Source organism: Bradyrhizobium acaciae, from assembly GCF_020889785.1.
GTDB lineage: Bacteria > Pseudomonadota > Alphaproteobacteria > Rhizobiales > Xanthobacteraceae > Bradyrhizobium > Bradyrhizobium acaciae.
On sequence record NZ_JACMYK010000068.1, the window covers coordinates 1 to 12,731 of the forward strand.

General features: G+C 65.4%; 10 protein-coding genes. 6 read left to right on the top strand and 4 right to left on the bottom strand.

The window, feature by feature from the left end:
* The 3 genes from H8A92_RS23610 to H8A92_RS23620 form a co-directional block, all read left to right on the top strand.
* Positions 1–1,876, top strand: a 1,876-nt coding sequence (locus tag H8A92_RS23610) for an ABC transporter permease (protein WP_229197989.1), incomplete at its 5' end; no start/stop codon positions are given.
* Complete coding sequence (locus H8A92_RS23615; protein WP_229197990.1) at positions 1,863–2,834, top strand: HlyD family secretion protein; 972 nt, start codon at positions 1,863–1,865, stop codon at positions 2,832–2,834. The genes H8A92_RS23610 and H8A92_RS23615, both read left to right, overlap by 14 nt.
* 194 nt (positions 2,835–3,028) lie before the next feature.
* On the top strand, positions 3,029–4,417 hold the full coding sequence (locus tag H8A92_RS23620; protein ID WP_229197991.1) for a glycerophosphodiester phosphodiesterase family protein: 1,389 nt from the start codon (positions 3,029–3,031) through the stop codon (positions 4,415–4,417).
* A 42-nt stretch (positions 4,418–4,459) separates the two neighbouring features.
* Here H8A92_RS23620 and H8A92_RS23625 read toward each other — a convergent pair whose 3' ends face one another.
* The 3 genes from H8A92_RS23625 to H8A92_RS23635 all read right to left on the bottom strand — a co-directional run bounded on the left by H8A92_RS23625 (position 4,460) and on the right by H8A92_RS23635 (position 9,054).
* The gene (locus H8A92_RS23625; RefSeq protein WP_229197992.1) at positions 4,460–7,522 is read right to left on the bottom strand and encodes an alpha-mannosidase; all 3,063 of its coding nucleotides are present in this window, start codon (positions 7,520–7,522) and stop codon (positions 4,460–4,462) included.
* 234 nt (positions 7,523–7,756) lie between these two features.
* On the bottom strand, positions 7,757–8,299 hold the full coding sequence (locus H8A92_RS23630; protein WP_229197993.1) for a PRC-barrel domain-containing protein: 543 nt from the start codon (positions 8,297–8,299) through the stop codon (positions 7,757–7,759).
* 377 nt (positions 8,300–8,676) lie between these two features.
* Positions 8,677–9,054 (bottom strand): PRC-barrel domain-containing protein, encoded by a 378-nt coding sequence (locus H8A92_RS23635; RefSeq protein WP_229197994.1) that lies wholly within the window; start codon positions 9,052–9,054, stop codon positions 8,677–8,679.
* Between the two features lie 284 nt (positions 9,055–9,338).
* Here H8A92_RS23635 and H8A92_RS23640 point away from each other — a divergent pair, with 284 nt between their 5' ends.
* Positions 9,339–10,076 (top strand): response regulator, encoded by a 738-nt coding sequence (locus tag H8A92_RS23640; RefSeq protein WP_029078975.1) that lies wholly within the window; start codon positions 9,339–9,341, stop codon positions 10,074–10,076.
* Between the two features lie 2 nt (positions 10,077–10,078).
* On the top strand, positions 10,079–11,428 hold the full coding sequence (locus tag H8A92_RS23645) for an ATP-binding protein (protein ID WP_229197995.1): 1,350 nt from the start codon (positions 10,079–10,081) through the stop codon (positions 11,426–11,428).
* Between the two features lie 40 nt (positions 11,429–11,468).
* Here H8A92_RS23645 and H8A92_RS23650 read toward each other — a convergent pair whose 3' ends face one another.
* Positions 11,469–11,678: a hypothetical protein gene (locus H8A92_RS23650; RefSeq protein WP_163161732.1), complete on the bottom strand. Its 210-nt coding sequence runs from the start codon at positions 11,676–11,678 to the stop codon at positions 11,469–11,471.
* A 382-nt stretch (positions 11,679–12,060) separates the two neighbouring features.
* Here H8A92_RS23650 and H8A92_RS23655 point away from each other — a divergent pair, with 382 nt between their 5' ends.
* Positions 12,061–12,597, top strand: a complete 537-nt coding sequence (locus H8A92_RS23655; RefSeq protein ID WP_229197996.1) for a lytic transglycosylase domain-containing protein — start codon at positions 12,061–12,063, stop codon at positions 12,595–12,597.
* Positions 12,598–12,731 lie beyond the last annotated feature (134 nt).

Sequence of the window (12,731 nt, forward strand, 5' to 3'; positions counted from 1 at the left end):
CGCGCCCGCCGGCCGCGCCGCCCCCGCGGCGGCGTCGATGGGCACGCTGAGCGCGGAGACCATCGCGCTGGTCAATCCGCAGAAGAACTACGCCCAATTCCTGCTGCGCGCGCTGCTGCCGACCATCATCCACGTGGTGATCACGCTGGCCGCCGGCTATTCGGTCGGCTCCGAATTCCGCCGCCGCAACGCGCGGGAGTGGCTCGACTGCGCCGGCGGCGATCCGATCGCCGCGCTCGCCGGCAAGCTGGCGCCACTGTTCGTTCTCTTCATCCTGATCATGCTGGCCCAGCCGCTGTTCCTCGAGGGCGTGTTGCAGATTCCCTTCAAGGGCGACGCGCTGCTGATGATCGCCGCGGCCCTGCTGCTGATCATTGCCTATCTGTCGCTCGGAGCCCTGTTGCAGCTCCTGGTCGGCGACCTCGCGACGGGGCTCGGACTGGCAGGCCTGATCGCCTCCCCCGCCTTCGGCTATGCCGGTGTCGGCTTTCCCACCATCGGCATGAATACGTTTGCGCAAGTGTGGAGCGCGATCCTGCCGCTGCGCTGGTACATGGCGGTGCTGATGGGACAGGCGGCGCGCGGATTGCCGGCCTCTGAATCGGCGGTCCCGTTCGCCGCGCTCGCGGGCCTCGCGCTGCTGTTTGCCGCGCTGGCATTGCTGCGCATGGCGAGCCTGACGCGCAGGGGCTGGTTCACGACGGCGCGCCCGACTGAGCCGATCGTCAACGAAGAGATGCCACGCGGCGTCGGCGGCGCTTTCCTGGCGGAGTGGCGGCGCGTGCTCGGAACACGCAGCGCCTTCAGCCTGCTGTTCCTGGCTCCGCTGGTCTACGGCATCTATTATCCGCAACCCTATTTGAACCAGATCCTCCGCAAGCTGCCCATCGCGGTCGTCGACAATGATCTCAGCGATCTCTCTCGGCAAATCGTCGAGACGCTGGATGCCAGCGGCACGTTGAGCGTGACGGTTCGCGCCCGCACGCTCGCGGAGGCGCGCACCGCCATCGACCGCGGCCGGGCCTTTGCCGCCGTGCAGATCCCGCCCGGCACCGAACGCGACGTGCTCAAGGGCCTGACGGCGCACATCCCGGTCTATGCCGACGCGACCTATCTGTTCATCTTCAGGTCGACGGCAGGCGCGGTCGCGACCGCGGTCGGCACGCTGACATCCGAGCTGGTGTCGCGGGGCGCCCGCGCCGACGGCAGTCTGGTCAAGGCCAAGCTCGCGAGCATCAGCCCGGCCAACGTCCTGCTGCAACCGATCTTCAACCCGGTCGGCGGCTACGCCAGCTACATCGTCCCGGCGGCGTTCATCCTGATCCTGCAACAGACGCTGCTGATCGGCGCGGCGATGCTGACCGGCACGGCGCTGGCAAACTCCCGCAGCACGGTCGCGGGCGTGTTCGGGCGTGGCGTCGCCCATCTGACCATCTATCTGCCGGCGCTCGCGCTCTATCTGATCGTGCTGCCGCGGATCTATGGCTTTTCCACGCTTGGACATCTGCCGCAGATCTTCGCGCTGGCGACCGTCTTCCTGCTGGCGACGAGCTTCATGGGACAGGCGATCGGCGCCTGGTTCACGCGGCCGGAAAACGCCACCATCCTGCTGCTGGCGACCAGCCTGCCGCAATTCTTCACCGCCGGCTTCGCATGGCCGCGCGAGGCCATTCCCCCTGCGGCCACCGCACTCGGCCGGCTGTTTCCGGCCGACTCTGCGATCGACGGCCTGGTGCGCATCAACCAGCTCGGCGCAAGCATCTGGGAGGTCTCGCATGACTGGTTCAGGCTGTGGTGTCTGGCACTTGGCTATTTCGTGCTCGCGGTGATTTCCGCGCTGGTGTTCAAGAGAGGAGCGCAAGATGCCCCACGCTAAGCGCGTCGCCACCATCGCGATCCCGCTTGTGCTCATTGCGGGCGCGCTGATCTATGCCGCAAACCATGCGACGCCGGCGCCCGCGATCGTCGGTGTCGTCCGCTCGACAGAGGTCAGGATCGAGCCGGAAGTCAAAGGCCAGCTGGTGTCCATCGCGGTCGAAAAAGGCGCGCAGGTGCACGCGGGTGATGTTCTGGCGCGGCTCTCCGCCGTCGAACTGACCGCACAGGCGGACCAGGCGCGGGCCGCGCTCGCCGCTGCGGCGGCGAGCCGCAACAATGTCTATGCCGGCGTCCGCCGCGAGCAGATCGACTCGCTGAAGGCTGCGATCTCAAAAGCCAATTCGCGCCTCGACTATGTCGAGACCCAGCTCAAGCGGATCAGCACATTGGCGAGCCAGAGCTTCGAGACGCAGCAGGCGCTCGACCAGGCCGAGAACGATGTTGGCGCAGCGCGCGCCGGTGTGGCGGCAGCCCAGGCCAATTACGACGCGGCGGCGGCGGGGCCGACCAAGGAGGAGCGCGCCATCGCCGACGCCCAGGTGCAGGCCGCAGCTGCCGCCGTCGCGGTGCTGGAGCGCCGTCTCGACAAGATGGTGCTGCGCGCGCCGGCCGACGGCGTGGTCAGCGTCATCGCCGCGGAAGTCGGCGAGAACGTTCGCGCCGGCCAGCCGATCCTGATGGTCGCAGCAGCCGGCAAGCAATGGCTCTCGTTCAACGTGCGGGAGGATCATCTCGGCGGTCTTGCGATCGGAAAGACCGTGAACGTGATACGGAGCGCTGCCGGCAGCGCGACCAAGGCGCTCATCACCGAGTTGCAGCCGCTTGGGATCTTCGCCACCTGGCAGGCCGAGCGGGTCATCGGCGATCATGACCGCAATACGCTGCGCCTGCGTCTCGACCCCACGGGCACCGCGGATGGCCTCGAACCCGGCATGGCCGTCCGGATCGAGCGTTGAAACGCCCGGTGCCCGGACGCGAACGGCGATGACGTACGTGTCGCCGTCCGCACCTCTCCAAGGCTTTGTCTGTCCGCCCGCCTCACGGTCATCGGACTGTCAGAAGATTGAGACAAGAAGGCAACCGCGTCGGCCCTGTTCGGCTCGGCCGTCTGGCATCGCCCCGATGCCACACAAGAGATGGAGGCTTGGCCGTGAAGCACATTCGTTCGGGACAGAACCTACATGTTGCAGCGATGTTGCTCGGCGCGGCGGTCCTGCTGCCGACGCTGGCATCGGCCCAAACCGGCTCGGCGCCGGCCGGCGCAAAACCCTTCCTGACCGTCGACGGTAAGCTGCCGCTGGTGATCGGGCATCGCGGCGTGCCGGGCCTGGTGCCCGAGGAGACCGAGGCTTCGTACGAGCTGGCCGCCGACCTCGGCACGGACTCGCTCGAAGAAGACCTGCATCTGACCAAGGATTGCGTGCTGGTGGCGCGTCACAATCCATGGCTCGGCGACAACACCAACGTTGCCGAAGTGGCGAAGACCAATGCGGAAGTCGCCAAGCGCAAGCGCACGGTGCCCGGCGTTCCCGTCAAGGTGAAATGGGCGCAAACAGCCGCCGGCGGGCCGGGTGAATATCCGACAGATCTCGTCGATCCAGCCGATCCGAAGTCGGTGCTGAAGGCGCTGATCGTCGACGGCGACGACCATACCAACGACTGGTCGATCACCGACTTCACCATGACCGAGCTGAGGACCTGGATCGCCGGCACCACCTATGATGCGGCCAACGAACGGCCGAAACTGTTCAACGGCAAGTTTCCGATCATCAGCTTCCAGGACATCATCGACATCGCCAAGGCCAAGAGCAAGGCGACGGGACGTTCGATCTCCGTCTATCCGGAAACCAAGAACCCGACCTGGAACAATGCGCAGGCGATCGCCAATGGCTGCGGCGCGCCCGGCAGCCGCCCGCTCGAGGATGCCCTGATCAAGATCATCAAGGAGAACGGCCTCAATGCGAAGGACGCTCCGATCATCGTTCAGAGCTTCGAGCCCGGCAGCCTGAAATACATGCGCAGCCAAGGACTGGAAGCGCGGCAGGTCCAGCTGATCGACGGCAACGGCGTCGACTTCAAGACCGGCAAGGTCTTGCTCAACAACATCGCCAATTCGCGTCCATACGACTGGACGGTCGCGGGTGACAGCCGCACCTTCGATGCGATGCTGACGCCCGATGGCCTCGCGGAGATCAAGACCTATGCCGACGGCATCGGTCCGTGGAAGGCCTACATCGTCCCCTACAAGATCTCGCCGTGGAAGGACAGCACCGCCGACGGCAAGCCTTACAAGGGATCGACGGCCGAGGCCTCGACGCAGGACGCCACCAGCGTCATTGCCGACGCGCACAAGCTCGGCCTGTTCGTGCACGTCTTCACCTTCCGGAACGAGAAGAAATATCTGGCGGCCGACTATCGCGGCGATCCCGCTCTCGAATATCTGAAGTTCTTCCGTCTCGGCGTCGATGGGGTGTTCACCGATTTCACTCACACCGGCGTCGCCGCCCGCGCCGCCTACCTGCGTGAACTGGGCTGGTGATCTCGCAACACGGCGCACCCGGCATCACCGGGCGCGCCTGTATCACTGCTGAAAAACCCGCAGCGTTGCGATCTGGAACGGACGCAACGACAGACGACAGCGCCGGGCTTCGGTCGGAGCGGCGGCGATGCGATCTTCCAGCGTGTTGCTGATCCACACCGACGATATGTCGACGCCGAAATCGAGCGTCGCGGCGGCGCGAACGCCCGCACTCTCATAGAGCCGCACCACCCAGCCTTCGCCATCCTCGGCGGGCTTGATCGTGTCGATGATCACGTTGGCCGGGGTCGCTGTCAGGAACGATTGCCGCAGCGGCGCGCGCGGCTGCCCTTTGGCCCAGAGCATCGGACGCTCAAAGCACAAAGCGCGCCCAACCGTGTCGGCCGCGCGCCAATCACCCTGATGGGGATAGATCGCGTAGCGCATCCGGTGCCGCCCGATATCGGCCTGTGGATCAGGCACCTCGGAGCCGCGGAGCAGCGTCAGCGCGAGCTGGTTGCCGAACGCCGAATAGCCATGACGGCAATCGCTGAACAACGACACGCCGAAATCCGGCTCGGCGAGATCGGCCCAGCGATGCCCCGGCACCTCGTACTTGGCCGCATCGGCATCGGTGCTGGCATGGGTAGGCCGCTCGGTTGCGCCTAACATGGTCTCATAGGTTGCGTTCGATGCGCGGCAGGCCACGGGGAACATGACCTTCAGCGCCGTCTTGCGCTCCTGCCAATCGACCGTCGTCTCGAATTCGAGATGATCCGCGCCGGCATCGAGGCGGATCACCTGAGACAGCCGGCTCACGCGTCCGAGCCCGCGCTCGAAACGGATCTCGCCGCGCAGCCCGCCATCCGACAGCACTTCGCAACTCACCTCGCCGGTCACGTCGCGCGCGGTCTCCAGCGCGAATGGATCGATATCCCACGCCTCGAAATCGAGCGGCCTGTCGTCGAGCAGCAGCATGCGCGCCGCCGGCGATGCGAACGTCTCGCGGCCGCTCGCGATATGCAGCAGGGACCGGACAAGTCCAGTGCGGTCGATACGTGCGGTGAGTCGCGCATTCGACAGCACGAAGCCGTCCGTATCGGCGGCAACGGTGACGCGGTCATCGATCGGCTTCACTTCTCCCGCCGCAAAAGGCGCGGCGACGACATGGCGAAGCACCCCGTCGGGATCGGAAGCGACTTCGGCGCGCGGTCGGCCCAGCGTGTTGACCGGCGTCCAACCTTCACCTTCGCAGAGCGTGCCCAACAGCACCTGCGTGCGGCGGCCGGCCTCCTCCGCCACCCCGGCGAGCTCGACCTCCGCCCGCTCGTAGACCTCGCGGATGCTGCTGCCGGGGATGATGTCGTGAAACTGGTTGACCAGCAGCGTCCGCCACAGACCTTCGATTTCCTGCGCGGACGGCGCCGGTTGCTGCCAGGCCGTCGCGACCGCGGCCACGAATTCGAGCGCCTGAAGGCCCGCCTCGCAGGCGCGGTTGAGCCGCTTGGTCTCCGACTGCGTGGTGTAGGTGCCGCGATGATATTCGAGATAGAGCTCGCCTTCGATCGTCGCCAGATTCGGCGCCGACATCGCCAGGCGGTCGAAGAAATCGTCGACGGTGCGGATTTCAATCCGCGGCAGTCCCTGCAGATCCTTCATCCGTTGCAACGCCTCGAGCATCGTCTCATCGGCGCCGCCACCGCCGTCGCCATACCCGAACAGATAGAGCGCGTCGGGCGATCGGTCGGCATCCTTGTAATTGGCCGCGTGATAGCGGAGCTCGGCAAGCTGCACCGATCCGTTGTAGGTGTCCGCCGGCGGGAAATGTGCCAGCACCGTGCTGCCGTCCAGTCCACGCCAGTGGAAGCTGTGATGCGGCGGCGAAGTGAACCTGTTCCACGACAGCTTCTGGGTCAGGAAGCGCGACATCCCCGCCGACTGCATCAGTTGCGGCAGCTGGGCGTCGTAGCCGAACACGTCGGGATTCCAGAACACCGTGGAGCGTGCGCCAAACACGCGCTCGAAGTAGCGTTGGCCATAGAGAAACTGCCGGCAGATCGACTCGCCCCATGGCAGGTTGCAGTCCGGTTCGATCCAGCTGCCGCCGACCGGAATCCATTGCCCGGCCGCTGCCTTGGCACGGATCCGTGCGAACAGGTCAGGGTCGCTCTGCTCGACGACGGCATACTGATAGGCCTGCGAGCAGGCGAACTTGAAATCGGGATAGCGGTCCATCAGTGCGACGGCCGTGGAGAAGCTGCGTTGCGCCTTGCGGCGTGTTTCTGCCAGCGGCCACAGCCACGCGGTGTCGAGATGGGCATGGCCGATCGCCGACATCTCGTGGGCAATGGTGCCGTTGCGCGCCGCCAGCAAGCCGTTGAGGGTCTCCCGCGCCGCCGGCCAGGTTGCGCGATCGTCGGGATCGGCGATGTTGCAAACGCGATTGAGATCGTGCAGCAGGCGCCCCGCCCAGGTCCGGTCCAGCGCCGGCTGTGCGGTCTCGCCGACGGCGCCGTAGGCCCTGCTCTTCGTCGCGGGATCCCGATCGGCCTCGAGCTGGCGAAGCACCTCGTAGTCGAAATAGAACGCGGAGGCCTCGGCATCGAAGCGGCGCAGGTCGCACGCGACCAGCGCGTAGGCTTGCGGATCGCTCCAGAACGCACCGAACAGGCCGTTGCAGGCAATCTCCACATGGAAGCTGACGGTCTCGCCACCACGTGCCGGCTGAACAAGCGGGGCGGTGTGACGGCCGGGATTGAGACCTTGCGACGAGCGTCCGTCGAGCCAAAGCAGCGCTTCCGAACGGCTGTCCCAATAGAGATCGACGCGCGAGCCGGCCCAGGCCTCCGGCACCTCCGCCACGACCCGTACCCAATAGGTCGCCCATAGCGGCCCCAGCGTCTCGCCCAATGCGACCGGCCGATAATCCAGCTCGAGGGCTTCCGCAAAGCTGATCCGCTCGGTGGGACCGGCGATTTCGAGCGAGGTGACCGGCACGCTGTCGGCATGAATCTTCTGCTGCAGCCGCCCTGCGAAGCTCTCCAGCCTGCGCCGCGTGTATTGCGGGTAGCGACCGCGGATCCGCGCTACCGCGGGATTGCCGCTCTCTCGATCGGTTTCATTCATCGGATTCTTCAGCCAGTTGACGAAAGAGGACCCATGCGCAATTCAATGATCGATCGTAGCAGCGGCGCCTCGCGGACATCACCTTACCAAAGGTGCAGCGGCGCGATATCCAAAACTGTCTTTTGCCTAACTCGTTTGTTTTGCCCTTACGACCGGGGATTTTATCTCCCGGCCAACAAAAAGCGCGCCCGGCAGTACCGGGCGCGTTGGTCTCTTGCATTGCGACGATACGCGTCAGTCGGTCGCGTACTTGAACTCGGGCATCGCCTTCAGCTCATCCTTGGTCGCATTGAAGACCGCGTGATCCGGATACCAGGGATTCGGCTTCGACGTCGCCGCAACAGGCGCCGCGCCCGTGGTGGTCGTGGACTTGGTCGTGCTGTCGGTATTTGACGCGCCGGTATAGGCGATCGGCTCGTTGACGAATTTCACCTTGTCGATCGGGACGGCGACCAGATGCTCGCCGACGCCGAGGAAGCCGCCCACGCCGATCACCACGGCCTTGATGGTACCGCCCTTCTCCATCAAGAGATCATTGATCGAGCCGACGCTCTCGTTCTTGTCGTTGTACACGCTCAGTCCAACGACCTTCGACGCGCGCCAGTTGCCCTTGAATTCGGTCGGCGACGTGGCTGACGTTGATGCAGCCGGAGCCGGCGACGTGGTTGACGCCGCAGGAGCCATCTTGTCGTTCTTGTCGGTGGGCGCCTGCGCAAACGCGACGGTAGCAAGCAACGCGGAGCCGGCAACGCCGGCAAAGATGGATTTGATCAGCATTATGCGCTCTCCTCAGTTCGCAAAATCGATGCTGGGAGAACCCGGGATATCGGCGACGGTTCCTATCGAACCTGCGCTCAAGAGCCGCTGCGGCGCGTGGGAACACCAATGCTTGGGAACGCCATGGAGGCGGTGCGGCAAGCCCGCACAGATAGACTTCCCCAACGCATGGAACGTTGCGGCGCTTGACGAAAGCGATCGTCACCTCTCAACTGGGTTGCGGTTGAGCCTCACGACTGCGCCGGACGCGCAGTCCCTGATGTGACGATGTTTGGCTCACTAAGTCGTCCCGGCGAACCGCGCTGCACAAGCGCCCGCCTCATCGATCGACCTTGTCGACCGACATCTGTCGATCACGCGCGCTGATCACCGCGCGATCAGAAGCCGCCCCAGTAAGGCGGCACGCCGTAGAAGCGATGCAGCTCGACTTCCTGCGAGCGATCGCCCCAGTCGAAATCCTTGTCGGCGCGGAACGACGGCGCGCGCTTCAGCTCGTCGTCCTCGATGTCGAGCTCGTAGGCCTCGAATTTCGGACTGTAGTGCAGCCGACCCCACGGCAGCGGAATCAGATTGGTTCCGATGCCGAGGAAACCGCCGAAGCTCAACACTGCGTACGACACCTTGCCCGAGATCTTGTCGATCATCAGCCGTTCGATGTGGCCGATCATGTCGCCATTGGCCCGGCGCACTGCCGTCCCCTCGACCCGGTCGCTTGCAATGAGTTGATGCGGCCTGGTCCTGACCTCGACAGCCATCTCACCCTCCCTGACCTGAAAGAGAAACAACGCGTCGCCGGGGAAACCGGTTCCGCGCCCGATACGACAGCGAACCTTCCCTTTTTCCGACGGCCCCGCTGGCGGGCCCCGGGCATGGAGCGGAGAAGTTCGGCCAAATTTTCAATGCGTTAGCTTGATAACAGAACGCTAACTTTTCTCCCCGCCGGGGACCTGTTTAACTCGACCGGCCGCGCAAGACTTCAGACATGCACTGAAACAAAATTCCTGAGCCGCTTCCCCCGAATCACGGACAAAAGATCGGTATGACCCAGGCTGCGCCCAATATCCTTGTCGTCGAGGACGACCGCGAAACGCGGTCCCTGATCGCCAAATACCTCCGAACCAATTCCTGCCATGTCACGACCGCCTCCGACGGCCGCGAGATGGCGAAGGCCATGACCGACCACCGCGTCGATCTGCTGGTGCTCGACGTCATGCTGCCCGGCGAGGACGGGCTCAGCCTGTGCCGCAAGGTCCGCGCGGAGTCGCAGACGCCGATCATCATGCTGACCGCGCGCGGCGAGGACGTCGACCGCATCCTCGGCCTCGAGATGGGCGCCGACGATTACCTGGCGAAGCCGTTCAACCCGCGCGAGCTCTTGGCGCGGATCAACGCGGTACTGCGCCGGCAGGCCGCCGCGCGCAACGCCAGCGCGATCGAGGGCGCGACCACGCTGAGCTTCCTCGGCTGGCGCATCGACATCCGCCTGCGCGAGCTGCGCAACCCCGAAGGCGCGCGCGTCGCCATGACCAGCGCCGAATTCGACCTGCTCCGCACCTTCTGCGAGCGGCCCGGCCGCGTGCTGTCGCGCGACAGCCTGCTCGACCTGACGCAGGGCCGCAGCGCCGGCTCGTTCGAGCGTTCGATCGACGTGCTGGTCAGCCGCATCCGCCGCAAGATCGAGCCCGATCCGCAGGAGGCCACCATGATCAAGACGGTGCGTTCCGGCGGCTATGTGTTCACTCCGAGGGTGGAGGCGGTTGCCGCCACGAGCAACTGACCATGAAGCTGCCGCGCGTGCTGAGTCTGCGAGGGATCGGCGCCCAGATGGCGGCGCTGGTCGTTGTCTCGATCGTCGCGCTGCATCTGATCATCACGGCCACCTTCCTGATCCATCGCCCGGACCGGCCGGAGCCTTCGGATCGCTGGCACAGCCAGCTCGCCGCCGTCGCACAACTCCTGGGGCATGCCGCGGCATCGGAGCGACCGCGGCTCCAGGCCGATGTCATCAGAGCCTTCCCGCAGCTTGCGGTCGGCGACCTGCCGGCCGACACCGGCGCGCTCGCCGAGATCGACGCGCCGAGCCTGCACGCGCTGCGCCGGCTCGGCGCCGGCTATCGCGTCTTCTCGCTGCCGCGCGAGGCAGGCTCTACGCCGCACGACACCGAGATTCGCCGCGTCGCCATCCGCCTGCCCGACGGCACGATGTTCGCCGCGAACCTGATGCCGGACCAGCACATGCGCCCCTTCTGGGGCGGGCCGTGGATGATGACGGTGCTGTTCGCCGTGATCAGCGTCACCCTGCTTGGCCTGTGGGCGGCATGGGCGCTGACGGCGCCGCTGTCGTCCTTCGTCAAGGCCGCCGAGACCTTCAGCCTGAACGGCGCGGCGGCGCCGCTGCCCGAGCGCGGTCCCGAGGAGATCCGCTCGCTGGCCAAGGCGCTGAACCGGATGCGCGAGCGCATCACCGCATTGATCGACGACCGCACCAAGATGCTGGCCGCGATCAGCCATGACCTGCGCACGCCGATCACGCGGATGCGGCTGCGCGCCGAATTCATCGAGGACGAGACCAATCGCCACCGCATGCTGCGCGACCTCGACCAGATGCGCTCGATGCTGGAGTCGGTGCTGTCGTTCCTGCGCAACGACCGCAAGCTCGAGGAGATGACGCTGGTCGACATCGCCAGCACGCTGCACCTCGTCACCGATCAGTTCGTCGACATGGGACACAAGGTCAACTACGAGGGCCCGCAGCACGCGATGGCGACCGCGCGGCCCGCCGACCTGCATCGCTGCATCACCAATCTGGTCGACAATGCCGCGCGCTTCGGCGGTGAGGTCATCGTGCGCCTCGACGCCAGGCCCGATCGCCTCGTCATCGACATCGAGGACGATGGTCCCGGCATTTCGGACGCACACAAGGCGACCGTGCTGGAGCCCTTCGTGCGCGGCGACCAGGCGCGCAACATGGACGAGGCCGAAGGCTTCGGCCTTGGCCTGTCGATCGCCAACGCCATCGTGCTCGCGCATGGCGGCACGCTGTCGCTGCACGATCGCAAGCCGCACGGGCTGGTGGTCCGGATCGAATTGCCGGCGTGTCAGCAGCCGTTGCAGAAGTCCGCGGCCTGATCCGGCGAAGCAGATCGGCGACCGAGCAGATCGACGACGATCAGGCGGCGAGCGGCGTGAGCTGCGTGTGGTCGTAGATCGCGACCGCCTCGAAGCGGTAATTGCAGGCGCGGCAATTCCACAGATAGAACGTGCGCCCTTCGCTGTGCTCCACCCAATCAGGGCGGGCAATCGGCTTGCCGCATTGCGCGCAGGGATTTTCGCGAGGCATATAGCCGGTGTCCTGACGGACTGAATCTTGACGATTCATGGCGCATCTCCCGAATGTTGTTTCTCGCGTGCTTTGGACGGACAGACGTGCTGACCAACACGCTGTCGTTCGAGAAGTGTAGACCTTCATCGAGTCAATTGCACGACAATCCGTTGTGGATAGCGTGCGGCAAAACGCGATCGAGAAATCGGAGAAGAAAATCGGACGTCAAAAAGCTCGGCGACAATTTTTAGCTGAAGCGATTGAAGCGAACAATTTGAAGCATCTATGTTCGCTATCGCATCGTTCGCCGCACCGGCGCGCGGACAATCACGGACGCAGAACGTTCGCTGATGCGAAGGTTTTGCCACATTCCTGCCTGCTCGCCGTACCAATGAGACCGCAGAACCGACGCGCGTTTGATCACCCCGAGCGACCCGAGATGAAGACCGTACAAGTCCTTGGCTACCTGGCCGCTATTGCGTGGCTTGCGTCCTGCACCGGCGCGAGTGCGCAATCGCGGGCGCAATATGAGGCGATGGTGGCGGCCGAGGCGCAGGCGAACCTGGTGCCGGAAGAGCTGGTGCATCGCGTCATCGTCCGCGAGAGCAAATACCAGCCGCATTTGATCGGGCGCGGCGGCGCCATCGGCATGATGCAGATCAAGCTCGCGACCGCCCGCGGGGTCGGCTACACCGGTACCGCCGAAGGTCTGCGCGACGCCGCGACCAACCTCAAATACGGCGTCAAATACCTCGCCGGCGCCTATCGCGCCGCCAATGGCGATCACGACCGAGCCGTGCGTTATTTCGCGGGCGGGTATTACTACGTCGCAAAGCGGCAGCGCGGCGGTCACCTCAAGGAGGCGAAGCACGGCGGCGCCGGTGCACCGCCGAAGGAGCTCGCCAGGCAGGACCAAATGTCGGACCAGTTGACGGTCGATCCCGCCGAGCCGAAGCCGGAACAGGTCGCAAAATAAAGCCGATCGCGTCCGCACCGCGCCGGCCGCGCCTGGCGTAGCCGGCCGTCCTCAGCGCGCGGCCTCACCGCAAATCACGCAATCGTTCCACCGGCAATCTCGTGTGATGAGGTGCGGCGCCGCAGCGTGCCGTG

What these genes read in the sequence shown, in the direction of transcription:
- H8A92_RS23615 (WP_229197990.1), top strand. Translation starts at nt 1,863, where the DNA reads ATGCCCCACGCTAAGCGCGTCGCCACCATCGCGATCCCGCTTGTGCTC.
- H8A92_RS23625 (WP_229197992.1), bottom strand. Translation starts at nt 7,522, where the DNA reads ATGAATGAAACCGATCGAGAGAGCGGCAATCCCGCGGTAGCGCGGATC.
- H8A92_RS23630 (WP_229197993.1), bottom strand. Translation starts at nt 8,299, where the DNA reads ATGCTGATCAAATCCATCTTTGCCGGCGTTGCCGGCTCCGCGTTGCTT.
- H8A92_RS23635 (WP_229197994.1), bottom strand. Translation starts at nt 9,054, where the DNA reads ATGGCTGTCGAGGTCAGGACCAGGCCGCATCAACTCATTGCAAGCGAC.
- H8A92_RS23640 (WP_029078975.1), top strand. Translation starts at nt 9,339, where the DNA reads ATGACCCAGGCTGCGCCCAATATCCTTGTCGTCGAGGACGACCGCGAA.
- H8A92_RS23645 (WP_229197995.1), top strand. Translation starts at nt 10,079, where the DNA reads ATGAAGCTGCCGCGCGTGCTGAGTCTGCGAGGGATCGGCGCCCAGATG.
- H8A92_RS23650 (WP_163161732.1), bottom strand. Translation starts at nt 11,678, where the DNA reads ATGAATCGTCAAGATTCAGTCCGTCAGGACACCGGCTATATGCCTCGC.
- H8A92_RS23655 (WP_229197996.1), top strand. Translation starts at nt 12,061, where the DNA reads ATGAAGACCGTACAAGTCCTTGGCTACCTGGCCGCTATTGCGTGGCTT.